The 15,497-nt window shown below is 64.3% G+C and carries 16 protein-coding genes and 1 tRNA gene; 11 read left to right on the forward strand and 6 right to left on the reverse strand.

Translation table 11 applies throughout. The features are described 5' to 3' along the window. Window positions 1–14: 14 nt before the first annotated feature. Together U5A57_RS36700 and U5A57_RS36705 are read right to left on the reverse strand one after the other, a co-directional pair. Window positions 15–614 (reverse strand): MarC family protein, encoded by a 600-nt coding sequence (locus U5A57_RS36700; protein WP_321916754.1) that lies wholly within the window; start codon window positions 612–614, stop codon window positions 15–17. A gap of 35 nt (window positions 615–649) precedes the next feature. Then, window positions 650–2,386 carry a proline--tRNA ligase gene (locus tag U5A57_RS36705; RefSeq protein WP_321916755.1) on the reverse strand — a complete coding sequence of 579 codons (1,737 nt, stop codon included), beginning with the start codon at window positions 2,384–2,386 and terminating at the stop codon, window positions 650–652. A 251-nt stretch (window positions 2,387–2,637) separates the two neighbouring features. On the opposite strand from U5A57_RS36705, the gene U5A57_RS36710 reads away from it, so the two are divergent. Both U5A57_RS36710 and U5A57_RS36715 read left to right on the forward strand, forming a co-directional pair. Then, window positions 2,638–3,318, forward strand: coding sequence for an RNA pyrophosphohydrolase (locus U5A57_RS36710; RefSeq protein ID WP_321916757.1), 681 nt, complete (start codon window positions 2,638–2,640; stop codon window positions 3,316–3,318). Window positions 3,319–3,437: 119 nt separating this feature from the next. Next, window positions 3,438–4,007 (forward strand): CNP1-like family protein, encoded by a 570-nt coding sequence (locus U5A57_RS36715; protein ID WP_321916758.1) that lies wholly within the window; start codon window positions 3,438–3,440, stop codon window positions 4,005–4,007. Window positions 4,008–4,111: 104 nt separating this feature from the next. Here U5A57_RS36715 and proB read toward each other — a convergent pair whose 3' ends face one another. The 4 genes from proB to rplU form a co-directional block, all read right to left on the reverse strand. Then, window positions 4,112–5,230: a glutamate 5-kinase gene (gene proB, locus U5A57_RS36720; protein ID WP_321916760.1), complete on the reverse strand. Its 1,119-nt coding sequence runs from the start codon at window positions 5,228–5,230 to the stop codon at window positions 4,112–4,114. A gap of 85 nt (window positions 5,231–5,315) precedes the next feature. Further along, window positions 5,316–6,419: an Obg family GTPase CgtA gene (gene cgtA, locus U5A57_RS36725; protein WP_321916762.1), complete on the reverse strand. Its 1,104-nt coding sequence runs from the start codon at window positions 6,417–6,419 to the stop codon at window positions 5,316–5,318. A gap of 201 nt (window positions 6,420–6,620) precedes the next feature. Next, entirely contained in the window at window positions 6,621–6,884 is a 264-nt protein-coding gene (gene rpmA, locus U5A57_RS36730; RefSeq protein WP_158758669.1) for a 50S ribosomal protein L27, read from the reverse strand. A gap of 26 nt (window positions 6,885–6,910) precedes the next feature. Further along, entirely contained in the window at window positions 6,911–7,222 is a 312-nt protein-coding gene (gene rplU, locus U5A57_RS36735) for a 50S ribosomal protein L21 (protein WP_007180329.1), read from the reverse strand. A gap of 291 nt (window positions 7,223–7,513) precedes the next feature. On the opposite strand from rplU, the gene U5A57_RS36740 reads away from it, so the two are divergent. From U5A57_RS36740 to U5A57_RS36780, 9 genes are all read left to right on the forward strand, one after another. Then, window positions 7,514–8,506: a polyprenyl synthetase family protein gene (locus tag U5A57_RS36740; protein ID WP_321916763.1), complete on the forward strand. Its 993-nt coding sequence runs from the start codon at window positions 7,514–7,516 to the stop codon at window positions 8,504–8,506. Between the two features lie 37 nt (window positions 8,507–8,543). Next, a tRNA-Pro gene (locus U5A57_RS36745) sits at window positions 8,544–8,620 on the forward strand. Window positions 8,621–8,795: 175 nt separating this feature from the next. After that, entirely contained in the window at window positions 8,796–10,115 is a 1,320-nt protein-coding gene (locus tag U5A57_RS36750; protein WP_321916765.1) for an HlyC/CorC family transporter, read from the forward strand. A 141-nt stretch (window positions 10,116–10,256) separates the two neighbouring features. After that, a complete protein-coding gene (locus U5A57_RS36755; RefSeq protein WP_321916802.1) occupies window positions 10,257–11,486 on the forward strand; it encodes a GspE/PulE family protein in 1,230 nt (409 codons plus the stop codon). Beyond that, window positions 11,483–12,712 carry a type II secretion system F family protein gene (locus U5A57_RS36760; RefSeq protein ID WP_321916766.1) on the forward strand — a complete coding sequence of 410 codons (1,230 nt, stop codon included), beginning with the start codon at window positions 11,483–11,485 and terminating at the stop codon, window positions 12,710–12,712. The genes U5A57_RS36755 and U5A57_RS36760 overlap by 4 nt, the downstream gene beginning before the upstream one ends. A gap of 28 nt (window positions 12,713–12,740) precedes the next feature. Further along, entirely contained in the window at window positions 12,741–13,658 is a 918-nt protein-coding gene (locus U5A57_RS36765) for an A24 family peptidase (RefSeq protein WP_321916768.1), read from the forward strand. 4 nt (window positions 13,659–13,662) lie between these two features. Beyond that, the gene (gene coaE, locus U5A57_RS36770; protein ID WP_321916770.1) at window positions 13,663–14,283 is read left to right on the forward strand and encodes a dephospho-CoA kinase; all 621 of its coding nucleotides are present in this window, start codon (window positions 13,663–13,665) and stop codon (window positions 14,281–14,283) included. A 185-nt stretch (window positions 14,284–14,468) separates the two neighbouring features. Beyond that, window positions 14,469–15,224: a cell division protein ZapD gene (gene zapD, locus U5A57_RS36775; protein WP_028207804.1), complete on the forward strand. Its 756-nt coding sequence runs from the start codon at window positions 14,469–14,471 to the stop codon at window positions 15,222–15,224. A 61-nt stretch (window positions 15,225–15,285) separates the two neighbouring features. Next, on the forward strand, window positions 15,286–15,480 hold the full coding sequence (locus tag U5A57_RS36780) for a DNA gyrase inhibitor YacG (RefSeq protein ID WP_028207803.1): 195 nt from the start codon (window positions 15,286–15,288) through the stop codon (window positions 15,478–15,480). Window positions 15,481–15,497 lie beyond the last annotated feature (17 nt).

Below are 15,497 nucleotides of genomic sequence, written 5' to 3' on the forward strand. Positions count from 1 at the left end.
CGCTGCATGCGGCGTCAGAGGTGATGCACGAAGTTGGCGATACCCGCGAGGATCATCTCCACCGAGATCGCCACGAGCACGAGGCCCATCAGCCGCTCGAATGCCGTCACGACACGCTCGCCCAGCCACTGCTGGATGCGCTCCGCCAGCACCAGCACGATCGCGCAGATCACCATCGTCACGACGAGCGCCGCGACCCATTCATAGAGCTTGCCCGGTGCCTGCGAGGTGAGCAGCATGACCGTGGCGAGCGCCGAAGGCCCCGCGAGCGCGGGAATGGCGAGCGGCACGATGAGCGGCTCGCCGCCCTTGTCGCCGCCGCCGAACGGCCCGCCCGGATGCGGGAAGATCATGCGCAGCGCGATGAGGAACAGCACGATGCCGCCGCCGATGCGCAGCGACGTGTCCGTGAGCCCCATCATGCGCAGGAAGGCGTTGCCCGCCACCATGAAGATGAGCAGGATCACGAACGCAATCGCGACCTCGCGCAGGATCACGATCGCGCGGCGCTGCTGGGCAACGCCGCGCAGGCAGGTGATAAAGAGCGGAATGTTACCGAGCGGGTCGGTGATAAGGAGCAGCAGGACCGTAGCGGACAGAAAACTGTACTCCACGCTCAGAGCGCTCCTTTAACCGTGATGGATCGTCGTTAAACCGCAAGCGCCGCGCGGATCTTCTGCGCCACCGTCTGCGCAGCCTCATCGGCGGCGAGCAGCGTCGCTTCGGTGTCGCGGCGGCCCTGGTACTCGATCTTGCCGTCCTTCAGACCGCGCTCGCCGATGACGAGACGATGCGGCACGCCAATCAGCTCCCAGTCGGCGAACATCACGCCCGGGCGCTCGCCGCGGTCGTCGAGGATCACGTCCACGCCCGCTTCGACGAGTTCGCTGTACACGCGCTCGGCGTGCTCGCGCACGAGCTCGCTGCGGTCCATGCCCATCGGGCACACGACGACCTGGAACGGCGCAATCGACTCAGGCCAGATGATGCCCTTCTCGTCGAAGTTCTGCTCGATGGCTGCACCGAGAATACGCGTGATGCCGATGCCGTAGCAGCCCATCTGCATCGGCGCGGGCTTGCCGTTCTCGGCGAGGAACGTGGCGTTCATCGCTTCCGAGTACTTCGTCCCGAGCTGGAACACGTGGCCCACTTCGATGCCGCGGCAGATGTCGATCACGCCCTTGCCGTCCGGCGACGGGTCGCCCTTCTTCACGTTGCGGATATCGGCGACGACCGGCTCCGGCAGGTCACGGCCCCAGTTCACACCCGTGGTGTGGAAGTCGACTTCGTTCGTGCCCACCACGAAGTCGCTCATGTTCGCGACCGTGCGGTCGGCGATCACCTTGACCGGCTTCTTCGTGTTGAGCGGGCCGAGGTAACCCGGCGGCGTGCCGAACCACTCGACGATTTCCGCTTCGGTAGCGAAGCGAAAGCCGCTCAGGCCTTCGAGCTTGCCGACCTTGATCTCGTTCAGATCGTGGTCGCCGCGCAGCATCAGCAGCCAGATGGTCGGCTCGGCGCCTTCGTTGTCCGTCGCGAGAATAATCGACTTGATCGTGCTTTCGAGCGGAATGCCGAGCAGCTCAGCCACTGCCTCGCACTTGGCCGCGCCCGGCGTGGGCGTTTTCGTGAGTGCTTGCGTCGCGGCGCCGCGCTGCGCGATGAGCGGCAGCGCTTCGGCGGCTTCGACGTTGGCTGCGAATTCCGAGGTCGGGCAGTAGGCGATATCGTCCTCGCCCGTTTCCGCGATCACGTGGAACTCGTGCGAACCGCTGCCACCGATCGAACCGTTGTCGGCCGCGACCGCGCGGAACTGCAGGCCGAGGCGCGTGAAAATGCGCACGTAGGCGTCATACATCTTCTGGTACGAAACCTTGAGACCTTCGACGTCCTTATCGAACGAATACGCGTCCTTCATGATGAATTCGCGCCCGCGCATCACGCCGAAACGGGGACGGATTTCGTCGCGGAACTTCGTCTGCACCTGATAGAAGTTCACCGGCAACTGGCGATAGCTCTTGATCTGGCCACGCGCGATGTCGGTAACGACCTCTTCGTGCGTCGGCCCCATCACGAAGTCGCTCTGCTTGCGGTCCTTGAAGCGCAGCAGTTCCGGCCCGTATTGTTCCCAGCGCCCCGATTCCTGCCACAGTTCGGCCGGCTGCACGGCCGGCATGAGCAGCTCAATTGCGCCGGCGCGGTTCATTTCCTCGCGCACGATCTGCTCGACCTTGCGGATCGAACGCAGGCCGATCGGCAAGTAGTTGTAGATGCCGCCAGCGATGCGACGGATCATGCCCGCGCGAACCATCAGCTTGTGGCTGACGATTTCCGCGTCAGCGGGCGCTTCCTTCAGGGTGCCGATAAAGAAACGGGAGGCTTTCATTCAAATTATCCAAAAGCGGCGGCCCGGTGCAGACCGCCCGAAGAAGTGACCAACGGAGGAGTTCACGAACCCGCCATTATGACAACGCGCCACGTGCCGCGCCGATGACGCCAGCCAGATTCGAAGCCGATTGCGCCCCGAGACCGTTTTGCGCGGTCGCGGCCATTCGCTCAACTTTCCGGACGGCGGGTGCGTGAGGACCGTTATCTGTTTATAATCAAAGCAATTTTAAAGGATTCGAAGGTGGTTGTATGCTGGATCGTGAGGGGTTTCGCCCGAACGTCGGCATCATCCTCTTGAACGCGCGAAACGAGGTGTTTTGGGGCAAGCGGGTTCGCGAACATTCCTGGCAGTTTCCGCAAGGGGGCATCAAGTATGGTGAAACCCCCATGCAGGCAATGTTTCGGGAGTTGCACGAAGAAACCGGTTTGCATCCGGAGCACGTCAAGATCGTCGGTCGCACACGCGACTGGTTGCGTTATGAGGTGCCGGACAAGTTCATCAAGCGCGAAGTGCGCGGCCATTATCGCGGCCAGAAACAGATCTGGTTTCTGCTGCGTATGGTCGGGCGCGACTGCGATATCTGCCTGCGGGCAACGGAGCATCCCGAGTTCGATGCGTGGCGCTGGAACGAATACTGGGTGCCGCTCGAAGCGGTCATCGAGTTCAAGCGTGACGTCTACCAGCTCGCGCTGACCGAGCTCTCGCGCTTCTTGCGCCGGCCTGCGCCGCGCCAGGAGCGGCTGGGCGTGCAAGCTCACGAGGTGCGTTACCCGCGCCTCGTGACGTCGGCGCACGCAGACGCGGTGCATGCCGAGCCGTACGAGGCCGTAACAGAAAGCGTGCCCGAACGAACGCCGATCGAAAGCGATTGCGCGTCGGCGCAGAGTATCATCGAGCCTGCGCAGGACGAGCAGGATCAGGGGGCTTGAGCCAACGCAAAGAACGCCCGAACCGGCGGGGTCCGGCGCATCACGCGCCAGGCCCCGCCGGTTCGCATTCGCGGCGCAGTTCGGTTGTAACGTGCGCCCGTGCTTCGAGGAAAACCAATTTGAAACGATTTGCTCTTGCTGCGGCATGCGCCGCAGGCGGTGTGCTGCTTGTGTCGGGACTGGCCGCGTGCTCCAGTTCCGGTCCCACGAACAAGGACGACAGCGCGTTCGTCTACCTTCTGGACCGCAAGGGCGAATGGCAGGAAAACAAGCTCGAAGGCCTGCCGCCGCTGCCGCAGGCCGGCGCGAAGCTGCTGCCGTTCGACGTATCGAACAATTCGCCGCTCCAGTTCGCGATCGACCCGGCTTCGCTCACGGTCGGCACGGATGGCGTTGTGCGCTACACGATCGTCATCACGAGCCCGACGGGCGCGCGTAACGTGAACTATGAAGGCATTCGCTGCGACACCTACGAGTGGCGCCTCTACGCGAGCCTCGACGCCGATCACAACGGCTGGGACCAGACCGTCGCGAACAACTGGTCGCGCATCGAGAACGGCACGCTCAACGCGTACCAGTCGAGGCTTTATCAGGACTACTTCTGCGCCAACAAGATGCCGATCGCGAAGGCGCCGACCCTCATCGAGAACCTGCGCTACGGCCGCACGCAGTCGACGCTGGTGCGTTAATAGCCGCGCCAACGCTTACGGCGACGGGCGTGAAAAAAGCCGCTGCGGCCATTGGCCACAGCGGCTTTTCAATTTTTGGCGACGCGCGGCTAGCCGGGACAGCGTCAGACCAGCACGAGATTGTCGCGGTGAATCAGCTCCGGCTCAAGCATATAGCCGAGGATGCCCTCGATCTCGCCGCTCGGATGGCGCTGGATCAGCTTCGTTTCCGCGCTGCTGTAGTTGGTGATCCCGCGCGCGACTTCCGCGCCTGCGCCGTTCAGGCAAGCAATCACCTCACCGCGTGCAAACGCGCCCTGCACGCCGGTCACGCCGATCGGCAGCAGGCTCTTGCCGTCTGCCGTGAGCTTCTGCACCGCGCCGTCATCGATCACGACGTGGCCACGCACCTGAAGGTGGTCGGCCATCCACTGCTTGCGCGCCGCCATGCGCGCCGTGCGTGCGATGAGTTGCGTGCCGATCGCCTCGCCCGCAGCCAGCCGCACGAGCACCTGCGCTTCGCGCCCGCTCGCGATCACCGTGTTCGCGCCGCTATGCGCAGCGCGCTTGGCTGCGAGGATCTTGGTGAGCATGCCGCCGCGGCCGATGCTCGACCCCGCGCCGCCCGCCATGGCCTCGAGTTCCGGCTTGCCTGCGTCGGCTTCCTGCACGAGCGTTGCGTTCGGGTCCTTGCGCGGATCGGCCGTATACAAGCCGCTCTGGTCGGTGAGGATGATGAGCGCGTCGCCTTCGATCAGGTTCGCGACGAGCGCGCCGAGCGTGTCGTTGTCGCCGAACTTGATTTCGTCGGTGACCACGGTGTCGTTCTCGTTGATGATCGGCACGACGCCCAGACGCAGCAGCGTGAGCAACGTGGAGCGCGCATTGAGATAGCGTTCGCGGTCAGCGAGGTCGGCGTGCGTAAGCAGGATCTGCGCAGTGCGGATGTCGTGCTCGGCAAAGCGGCTCTCATAAACCTGCGCGAGCCCCATCTGGCCGACCGCCGCAGCGGCCTGAAGCTCGTCGATCTCGCGCGGTCGCTTCGTCCAGCCGAGCCGCTGCATGCCTTCGGCGATCGCGCCCGAACTCACGAGCACGACTTCCTTGCCCTGTGCGCGCAGCGCCGCGATCTGCGCGGCCCAGCGGCCGATTGCCGCATGATCGAGCCCGCGGCCGTCGTTGGTGACGAGGCTCGAGCCGACTTTCACTACCAGACGCCGCGAATCGGCGATGACGGAACGCATGCTGCGCGGTCTCCCAAATGACTGATGACGCGTGAAGTTTCCTGAGAGCGGCCGGCGCGGCTCGCGCGCCGGCCGATGCGGCGAATTACTCCTGCGGCTGCTCCGCGTTTCCGCCTTGCCCCTCGCGGAAGCGCACGTCGGATGCGAGGTCTTCGGCTTCTTCAGCACGGCGTGCGTCGGAGTGCGCGGAGACGTAGTCGTATATCGCGTAACACAGGTTTTCGCAGCCCTGCCCCGTGAGAGCGGAGATCTCGAACACAGGCCCTTCCCACTCGAAGCGCTTCACGAAGTCGGCGATACGCGCTGCACGCTCATCTTCCGGCACCATGTCGAGCTTGTTCAGCACGAGCCAGCGCGGCTTGTCATAGAGCGTCTCGTCGTACTTGCGCAGTTCGCCGACGATCGCCTTCGCCTCCGCAACCGGATCGACGCTTTCGTCGAACGGCGCGAGATCGACCAGATGCAGCAGCAGGTTCGTACGCTGCAGGTGGCGCAGGAACTGGTGACCGAGGCCCGCACCTTCGGCGGCGCCTTCGATCAGGCCCGGAATATCGGCGATCACGAAGCTCTTGCTCGGCCCCACGCGCACCACGCCCAGATTCGGCGCGAGCGTCGTGAACGGGTAGTCGGCAATCTTGGGCTTCGCGTTCGACACCGAGGCGATGAACGTGGATTTGCCCGCGTTCGGCATGCCGAGCAGGCCGACGTCGGCCAGCACCTTCAGTTCCAGCTTGAGCATGCGGCGCTCGCCGGGCTTGCCGTCGGTCTTCTGACGCGGCGCGCGGTTCGTGGACGACTTGAAATGCAGGTTGCCGAGGCCACCCGCGCCGCCCTTCGCGACCATCACCTGCTGCTCGTGCTCGGTCAGGTCGGCGATCAGCTCGCCCGTGTCCTGGTCGGTGATGACCGTGCCCACCGGCATGCGCAGCGTGATGTCGTCGCCGCCCTTGCCGTAGCAGTCCGAGCCGCGGCCGTTCTCGCCGTTGCGCGCCTGGTGCTTTTTCGTGTAGCGGTAGTCGATGAGGGTGTTGATGTTGCGGTCGCCGACCGCGTAGACGCTGCCGCCGCGCCCGCCGTCACCGCCGTCCGGCCCGCCGAACGGGACGAACTTCTCGCGTCGCATCGACGCGCTGCCATCGCCCCCATCGCCGGCGATGACTTCGATCTTCGCTTCGTCAATGAACTTCATGAGTTACTCCGTCCCGTGAATGTCGATATTTTGCCCGCCATGGCCAAAACTGGCCAACCTGGCCGAACGGCCAACGACGCTCGCAAAGCCAGACGGAAGCCCACTACGACCCCGAAAGACTGCAGATAAACAAAAAGGCCCCGCAAACTTCGCGGGGCCTTCTTAGCGTCGCGTGTAGCCCGCTCGCGAGCGGTCTAAAGCTTAGGCCGCTGCCGGGACGACGTTGACCTGTTGCTTGTTGGCTGCGCCCTTGATCGAGAACGAGACGTGGCCGTCGACCAGCGCGTAGAGCGTGTGGTCCTTGCCGATGCCGACGTTCAGGCCCGGGTGCATACGCGTACCGCGCTGGCGAACGATGATGCCGCCTGCGAGGATAGCCTGGCCGCCGAACACCTTCACGCCAAGTCGTTTCGACTCTGAGTCGCGGCCGTTACGTGACGACCCGCCTGCCTTTTTGTGTGCCATTTGTTTGCTCCTTTACCTGCGTGCGCTTACGCGTTGATCGCGTCGATGCGCAGTTCGGTGTAGTTCTGGCGGTGGCCGCCATGCTTCTGGTAGTGCTTCCGGCGACGCATCTTGAAGATGGTCACTTTGGCGTGTCGGCCTTGCGACACAACGGTGGCCTTGACGGAAGCCCCACTGACCAGCGGCGTACCGAACTTAATCGATTCGCCTTCGCCCACTGCGAGAACCTGGTCGAGCGTGATTTCTGCGTCAATGTCAGCCGGTATCTGTTCTACTTTAAGTTTTTCGCCAACGGCAACTTTGTATTGCTTGCCGCCGGTTTTTATGACCGCGTACATTGAGAACCTCACTCTGAGTAATCTTTTCAGGCACACTGCGCGCCCGAAACCTTAGATTATACATAGAGTTAGCTACGCGGTCAAAAGACATGCAAGTCCGTTGTGCTGATGCGCGAGGGCGCCTGGGGATCGCCAGACAGGTCCGCGGCTGTCCGATCGGCATAGCGCCAACATCCATGCGCCCGCCCGGGCCGCGTAAAAATAGAGGGAGCCATCAGCCGGACGGCAGCGGAGCGTCCGGCATGCCGTCGATTCGCCTTATAATCCGCGGCACTACCCATATTTGCCATCATGTCGTCCACCGCCACCCCATCCCCCAGCGCAGCCACCCTGCTCGCCCCCATCGCCAGTGACATGGAGCAGGTGAATCGTGTCATCCGGCAAAGCCTGGCGTCCGAGGTGATGCTGATCAACCAGATCTCCGAGTACATCATCGGCGCGGGCGGCAAGCGGCTGCGTCCGGCGCTCCTGCTGATGGTGGCCGGCGCGCTCGGCGACGTCGGCACGCAGCGTCACGTGCTCGCGGCGGTCGTCGAGTTCATTCACACGGCTACGCTCCTGCACGACGACGTCGTCGACGAATCGGATCTGCGGCGCGGCCGCCAGACGGCCAATGCTCTCTTCGGCAACGCCGCCAGTGTGCTGGTGGGCGACTACCTGTACTCGCGCTCGTTCGAGATGATGGTGGGCGTCGGCAAGATGCGCGTGATGGAAATTCTTTCGGCGGCCACGACGATCATCTCCGAGGGTGAAGTCCTGCAGCTCCTGAACATGCACGACGCCGACGTGGACACCGACCGCTACATGCAGGTGATCCGCTACAAGACCGCCAAGCTTTTCGAAGCCGCGGCGCAGCTTGGCGCGGTGCTTTCGGGGGCGGATGCGCGCACCGAGGAGGCCGCGGCCGAATACGGGCGGCGCATCGGCACGGCATTCCAGATCATGGACGACTGGCTCGACTACACGGGCACGCCTGAATCGATGGGCAAGAACGCCGGCGACGACCTGCGCGAAGGCAAGCCCACGCTGCCGCTCATCTGGCTGATCGAACACGGCACGGCGGCGGAAGCCGCACTTGCACGCGAAGCGATCGAGCAAGGCGGCACGACGCGCTTCGACGAAATCTTCGCGGCAATTACCCGCTCGGGCGCGCTCGAACACACGCTGCAATGCGCGCGCGCCGAGGCGCAGGCTGCCGCCGATGCGATTTCAGCGTTCCCCCCTTCCATTTACAAAGATAGCCTGCTAGAATTATGTTCTTACTCGACGACGCGCCAGTCTTGAAACAGACGAAGCGGGTTGTGGAGTCCAGCAGTAAATTCGGGGTGTAGCTTAGCCTGGTAGAGCGCTACGTTCGGGACGTAGAGGCCGGAGGTTCGAATCCTCTCACCCCGACCAGAATTCAAAAAAAACCGCGCATGCAATGCGCGGTTTTTTTTCGTCTGTACCTCCTGTGCGCCGGGCCACGCGGGGGCGCGGCGGCCACGGCCTTGTCCGATCGGCCAGTGGCCCTGGAAGTGCGGAACCCCTCTGTTATAGTTTCCCCATCCGCCCCCCCTCATTTTCTCGACGCGTGGACCACCTTCCCTTATGGGCGCAGATTTGCGCCGTCTTCGTCCTGCTCATCTGCTCCAGCTTTTTCTCCATCTCCGAAACGGCGATGATGGCGCTCAATCGCCATCGGCTCAAATACCTCGCCAATCACGGCACGCTCGGCGCGAAGACCACCCAGAAGCTGCTCGCGCGCACCGACCTGCTGCTTTCGGTCATCCTGATCGGCAACAATCTGTTCAACACCATCATCCCGGTGCTGACGACTTCGATCGCACTGCACACGTTCGGTCACGACAATCTCGTGCTCTCGGTCGCAACGGGCATCGTCGCGTTTCTCATCATCGTGTTCGCGGAAATCACGCCGAAGATTGTGGGCGCAACGTTCCCCGAGAAAATCGCGCTGCCCGCAAGCCTGTTGATCGCGCCGCTCATGCGTGTGACGAAGCCGCTCATCTGGTTCGTCAACATGTTCGCAAACGGCATTTTGCGCGTCCTGCACATCAATACGCACAAGGCACACGACCAGCGGCTCTCCACCGAGGAGTTGCGCACCATCGTGCTCGAGTCGGGCAGCTTCATGCCGACCAAGCACCGCAGCATCTTGCTGAACCTGTTCGATCTGGAGAACATCACCGTCGACGACGTGATGATTCCGCGCCGGCGCATCGAGGCGCTCGACTACGACGCTCCTCTCGAAGATATCCTGCATCAGCTCGAGACCTGCTATCACAACAAGCTGATCGTCTATCAAGGCGACATCGACCGTGTACTCGGCGTGCTGCATGTGCGCAAGACGCTGGCCGCGCTGCATAACCAGGAGTTCGAGCGCGAGACCTTGCGCGAACTGCTCGCCGAGCCGTATTTCGTGCCTACGGGCACACCAGGGTTCCAGCAACTTCAGTACTTCCAGGAAAGCCGTCATCGCATCGCCCTCGTCGTGAACGAGTACGGCGAGATGGAAGGGCTCGTGACGCCCGAGGACATCATCGAGGAGTTGATCGGCGAATTCACCACGTCGATGCCGCGCAGCGGCACCGGGCGCGGCGGCTGGAACGAAGAAGGCGAATGCATCGTGCCGGGCAGCATGCCTTTGCGCGAGCTCAATCGCTGGCTTCACATCAAGCTGCCCACCGACGGTCCCAAGACGCTCAACGGCTTGATTCTCGAAGTGCTCGAAGAGATTCCCGAGGGCGACGTGTGCCTGCAGATCGGCGACGTGAAGCTCGAAGTGCTGCGCAGCGACGACCAGGCTGTGCGCACGGTCAAGCTCTTCAAGCCAGGCGCCAAAGCACGCCCAAGCACGCTGCAAAAGGCGAAGAAGCTGCTTCCGGGACGTTAGCCGTTCGGCCAGGTGGCGGCGCAGTGCGCCGCACGCCATGATGAAGGCGTCATTTGTTCGAGGCGGCTTCGCGCTGGCATGTCGATGCTTTCTACTCCTTATTGTGCGCGCCTTTTCGCCGCCATGCCTGCCGAAGGCGGTATGGGCGGCGGGGCAACGGCACGCGCACCCGCGCCTATTTCTGCACCGCAGCTCGACGACGCCCCGGCCGTTCGCCTGCTCTCCGAGACGCTGCGCGAAGCCACACGGCGCAACGCCTCGGATCTGCACATCGAGCCAATGGAACACGGCTGGCGCGTGCGTCTGCGCATCGACGGCGTGCTGCATGAATTGGCGAGGCCGCCCGCGCATCTGCGCGATGCATTCGTCACACGCATCAAGGTGCTCGCACGCATGGACATCGCCGAGCGGCGCGTACCACAGGACGGCAGGCTGCGGCTCGCGGCCTCCACGACGTCGCAAGCCGCCGAGGACTATCGCGTGAATTCGCTGCCCACCCTTCACGGCGAAAAGCTCGTGTTGCGCAGGCTCGAAGCGCTACCCGCAGACCTATCCCTTGCCGAACTCGGGCTCGACGAAGCGCAACAGCGCACGCTTGCCGATGCGATCAGCGCGCCGCATGGTCTCGTGCTCGTCACGGGCCCCACGGGCAGCGGCAAGACGCTCTCGCTCTACTGTTTCCTGCAGAGACTCAACGGCACGGCGCACAATCTCTGCTCGGTGGAAGACCCCGCCGAAATCCAGCTCGCGGGCATCAATCAGGTCAACGTGCGCGAGAAGGCCGGGCTCACTTTTGCGGTGGCACTACGCGCGCTGCTGCGCCAGGACCCGGACGTCATCATGATCGGCGAAATTCGCGACGAAGAAACCGCCAGCGTCGCCGTGAAGGCCGCGCAAACCGGCCATCTCGTACTCTCGACCGTGCACACGAACGACGCGAGCGCGGCCTGCGCACGGCTCGTCGACATCGGTGTCGAGCCGTACAACCTGGCGGGCTCGCTGCGGCTCGTCACGGCGCAACGTCTCGTGCGGCGGTTGTGTCCGCAATGCCGCGTGCGCGGCGATGCTTCGCAGGCGGTGCTCGTCGCGGCGGGACTGAGCACGCAAGAATGTGACATCGCGCAACCTTATGTTGCGCGCGGCTGCGAAGCTTGCCACGGCATTGGCTATCGCGGCCGCGTGGGCATACACGAAGTCTTGCCGATATCAGAGGCCATACGCGACCTGATCGTCGCCGGGCGCGGTGCACACGAAATCGCTCGCGAAGCACGCAGAAACGGTGTGGCGACCTTGCGCGAAGCGGCGCTCGCCCGCGTGCGCGACGGCACCACGAGCCTGGCCGAAGCGCTCGCCGCAACGGACGCGTCATGAGCACTCTGGGCACCACGCGCGCCCATCGCGGTCCATCCGAGTGGCGCTTCGCGTGGCGCGGTCTCGATGCATCGGGCGCCGCGAAACGCGGCACGATGATCGCACTCGACGCCGCCGCTGTGCGCGTCGCACTCAAGCGCGAGCGCATCACCGTACTCGCCATCGAGCGCAAGTCGAGCGCAGGCGCGCCCAAGGCAAGCCACGCGGACGTCACGCGCTTTACGCGCCAACTCGCGAGCCTCCTGCGCGCCGGCCTGCCGCTTGCGAATGCGCTCGACTTGCTTGCACTGTCACCGGGGCCGCACGGCATGCCACGCATTGCTGCCGCGCTCGCACGTGATATCGCCGGCGGCCTGCGCTTTGCCGACTCGCTCGCCCTGCACCCCGCGCGCTTCAACGCGCTCTATTGCCAGCTCGTCGCCGTTGGCGAAGCCTCAGGAGCGCTCGCAGCCGTACTCGGGCGTCTCGCCGACGACCGCGAGCGCGCCGCCGTGCAGCGCGCCAAAGTACGCGCGGCGCTCACCTACCCCGTCGCGGTGTTGCTGCTCGCGTTCGTCATTACCGCGGCGCTGCTGGTTTGGGTCGTGCCCACGTTCAAGCAGATCTTCGACGGCTTCGGCGCCGCACTGCCAGCGCCAACGCAATTCGTGCTGATGCTCTCGGCGGGTGCCGCACGTTGGAGCGTGCCGGCCGCTGTCGGTGCCGCGACCGGCGCGCTCGCCCTGCAAGCGTGCTTGCGCCGATCGGAAGCCGCGCGCATCGCGTTCGGACGAACGATGCTGAAACTCCCGCTTTGCGGCGCGCTGCTCACCACGTTGTGCGCCGCCCGCTGGAGCCGTGCGCTCGGTACGCTGCTCGCCGCCGGCACACCGCTCGCCGAAGCCTTCGATTCGCTCGCGCACGCGAGCGGCAACGCATTCTTCGATCGCGCGAGCGCGGGCATCAGCGAGCGTCTGCGGCACGGCGAGCGGCTCGCCGCCGCCATGCGCGCGGCGGGATGCTTTCCGGTCGACGTGGTTCAGCCCGTTGCGGTCGCGGAAGAGTCAGGCGCGCTCGACGCCATGCTGCTCGATGTGGCCTCGCTCGCCGACCGTCAGGTCGACGAAAAGATCGCGCTCGTATCGAGCCTGTGCGAGCCGCTCGTGATCGTCGTGCTGGGTGCGCTCGTCGGCGGCCTCGTCGTGGCGATGTATCTTCCCATCATTCAACTGGGCAACGTGGTGTAGCATCGCTGCCAGACTCCGGTTCCGTCCCATGCCCGTCCAACTTCTTTCCGCGCCCGACACCGCAACGCCGCTCGCCGCCGCTCTCGCCGGCCTGCCCTTCGGCGTGCTCATGGGCTTCACCATCGCATTCGGGCTCGTCATCGGCAGCTTTCTCAACGTAGTCGTTCACCGGCTGCCGATCATGCTGGAGCGCGCGTGGCGCGCCGATGTGGCGGAAGCCACCGGCACACCCGGCCCGCTCTTCGAAGAAGACGGGCTGCCCGCGCGCTACAACCTCTGGCTCCCGCGCAGCGCGTGCCCGCACTGCGGCCACGTCTTGCGCGCCTGGGAAAACATTCCCGTGATCAGCTGGGTCGCGCTGCGCGGGCGCTGCTCGCACTGTCATGCGCGCGTGAGCTTGCGCTATCCGGTCATCGAAATCGCGAGCGCGGCTTGCGCAGCCGGCGCGTTGCTCGCCTTCGGGCCCACGGGCAAGGCGCTCGCCGCCTTCGTGCTGTGCGCCGCGCTCATCGCGGCGAGCGCCATCGACCTCGAACACCAGATGCTGCACGACGAGATCACGCAGCCGCTGTTGTGGGCCGGGCTGCTGGTCAACTTTGCGGGCACCTTCGTCACACTGCGCGAAGCTGTGATTGGCGCGGTCGCGGGCTATCTGGCGCTCTGGTGCGTCTATTGGGTCTTCAAGCTGTTGCGTGGCGTAGAAGGCATGGGCCACGGTGACTTCAAACTGCTCGCCGCGCTCGGCGCCTGGCTCGGCTGGAGCGCGCTGCCGCAAATCGTCGTGATCGCAGCCGTAGCCGGCGCGCTCATCGGCATCATCGCTACGTTGACGGGACGCATGCGCTACGAGGAGCCGCTGCCGTTCGGCCCGTATCTGGCCGCAGGCGCGCTCATCACATTGTTTGCAGGCACACCGCTGTATAGCGTATTTGCGTGGGGGAACTGATCAAATGTTCGCGGTCGGATTGACAGGTGGCATCGGCAGCGGCAAGTCCACCGTTGCGGATTGCTTTGCCGCGCGCGGCGTGACGATCGTCGACACCGATCTCATCGCGCATCGCATTACCGCGCCGCATGGCGTCGCGATGGCGCAGATCGCCGCTGAATTCGGGGCTGAATTCGTCGCGCCGGACGGCTCGATGGACCGCGCGCGCATGCGCACACTCGTATTCGGCGACGAAGCCGCGCGCAAGCGGCTCGAGGCCATCACGCACCCGCTGATCCGCTCCGAGACAGAACGCGAAACGCGAGAGGCGAGCGGCCCTTACGTGATCGTGGTCGTGCCTTTGCTCGTGGAGTCGGGCACCTGGAAGACACGTGTCGATCGCGTGCTTACCGTCGATTGCAGCGTGGAAACCCAGATCGCCCGTGTCATGCGGCGCAATGGCTTTACGCGCGAGCAGGTGCTCGCGATCATCGCGCGGCAAGCCACGCGCGAGGCACGCCTCGCGGCCGCCGACAACGTGGTGGTGAACGACAACGGGGCCACGCTCGAAACACTCGCCCAGGACGTCGACGCATTGCATCAGACGTACCTCAAGCTCGCTGCCGCAAAGGCCAGTCAAACTTAAAGCGCGCCACCTGCGCGCAGGAAACTCACGCTCGCCACGCCAGTCGAAACGCATCGCGGGACAATGCTCAGGGCAAATTAGCGGGACATATCGGCAAAGGGCCGAGCCGGCGCGATTGCGACCGTAGTCCCACGGCATTAGAATGTCCTGCAATCCGTCACCTACCACGCCCGAGGCGAGCGCGCTTGATTCTTTACGAGTATCCCTTCAACGAGCGAATCCGAACGCTGCTGCGCCTCGAAGACCTGTTCGAGCGCTTCACGTTTTTCCTGACCCAGGAGGATCCGAGGGAACATCACGTCGCGCTCACGACGCTCTTCGAAATCGCCGAAGTCGCAGGCCGTGCCGACCTGAAGTCGGATCTCATGAAGGAACTCGAGCGGCAGCGCCAAACGCTCGCGCCGTTCCGCGGCAATCCTGGCATCGAGCAGAATGCGCTCGAAACCGTGCTGGGCGAAATCGAGCAAACACTGGCCGGCCTCACGCAGATGCAAGGCAAAACGGGCCAGCATTTGATGGACAACGAGTGGCTCACGAGCATCCGCAGCCGCGCGATCATTCCCGGCGGCACCTGCAAGTTCGATTTGCCGTCGTATTACGCGTGGCAGCAGCTGCATCCCGATCAACGCCGCCAGGACATCGCGAAGTGGGTCACGCCGCTGCTGCCGCTGCGCGACGCCGCCGCCATCGTGCTGCGCCTTGCGCGCGAGTCGGGCCAGGCGTCGAAAGTGATGGCCATGCAGGGCAGCTATCAGCAAATGCTGTCGGGCCGTGCGTATCAGCTCATGCAAGTGCGCGTGGCGCCGGAGCTGCGCATGATTCCCGAAGCGAGCGCCAACAAGTACATGCTGTGGGTGCGCTTCACCGTGCAGGATGGCGATCTGCGTCCGCGCGCCGTCGATCAGGACGTGCCGTTCCAGCTCACGCTCTGCAGCCTGTGAATCAGCCTGTGAAGCCGAACGCCTCGCCACGCCAGACACAACGCAACCCAAGTTCTATCGCATGACCACTGTCGTCAAATGTCCGACCTGCGGCAAGGAAGTCCGCTGGGTACCGGAAAACCGCTTCCGGCCTTTCTGCTCCGAGCGCTGCAAGCAGATGGATCTCGGCGCATGGGCGGCCGAAAAGTACCGCATCGGCGGCGCCGACGACGAAACGCCGCCTGAAGACGCGCCGCCCACGGATACGCGTCAATAAGCGAAGCGACGCGCGCA

This window comes from Paraburkholderia sp. J11-2, assembly GCF_905220185.1.
Taxonomy (GTDB): Bacteria; Pseudomonadota; Gammaproteobacteria; order Burkholderiales; family Burkholderiaceae; genus Paraburkholderia.

Bases quoted from the DNA above. Each gene is read 5' to 3' on its own strand.
- rplU (WP_007180329.1), bottom strand. From the start codon at position 7,222: ATGTACGCGGTCATAAAAACCGGCGGCAAGCAATACAAAGTTGCCGTT.
- U5A57_RS36705 (WP_321916755.1), bottom strand. From the start codon at position 2,386: ATGAAAGCCTCCCGTTTCTTTATCGGCACCCTGAAGGAAGCGCCCGCT.
- rpmA (WP_158758669.1), bottom strand. From the start codon at position 6,884: ATGGCACACAAAAAGGCAGGCGGGTCGTCACGTAACGGCCGCGACTCA.
- U5A57_RS36710 (WP_321916757.1), top strand. From the start codon at position 2,638: ATGCTGGATCGTGAGGGGTTTCGCCCGAACGTCGGCATCATCCTCTTG.
- coaE (WP_321916770.1), top strand. From the start codon at position 13,663: ATGTTCGCGGTCGGATTGACAGGTGGCATCGGCAGCGGCAAGTCCACC.
- cgtA (WP_321916762.1), bottom strand. From the start codon at position 6,419: ATGAAGTTCATTGACGAAGCGAAGATCGAAGTCATCGCCGGCGATGGG.
- U5A57_RS36755 (WP_321916802.1), top strand. From the start codon at position 10,257: ATGGGCGGCGGGGCAACGGCACGCGCACCCGCGCCTATTTCTGCACCG.
- U5A57_RS36740 (WP_321916763.1), top strand. From the start codon at position 7,514: ATGTCGTCCACCGCCACCCCATCCCCCAGCGCAGCCACCCTGCTCGCC.
- U5A57_RS36780 (WP_028207803.1), top strand. From the start codon at position 15,286: ATGACCACTGTCGTCAAATGTCCGACCTGCGGCAAGGAAGTCCGCTGG.
- U5A57_RS36765 (WP_321916768.1), top strand. From the start codon at position 12,741: ATGCCCGTCCAACTTCTTTCCGCGCCCGACACCGCAACGCCGCTCGCC.
- proB (WP_321916760.1), bottom strand. From the start codon at position 5,230: ATGCGTTCCGTCATCGCCGATTCGCGGCGTCTGGTAGTGAAAGTCGGC.
- U5A57_RS36760 (WP_321916766.1), top strand. From the start codon at position 11,483: ATGAGCACTCTGGGCACCACGCGCGCCCATCGCGGTCCATCCGAGTGG.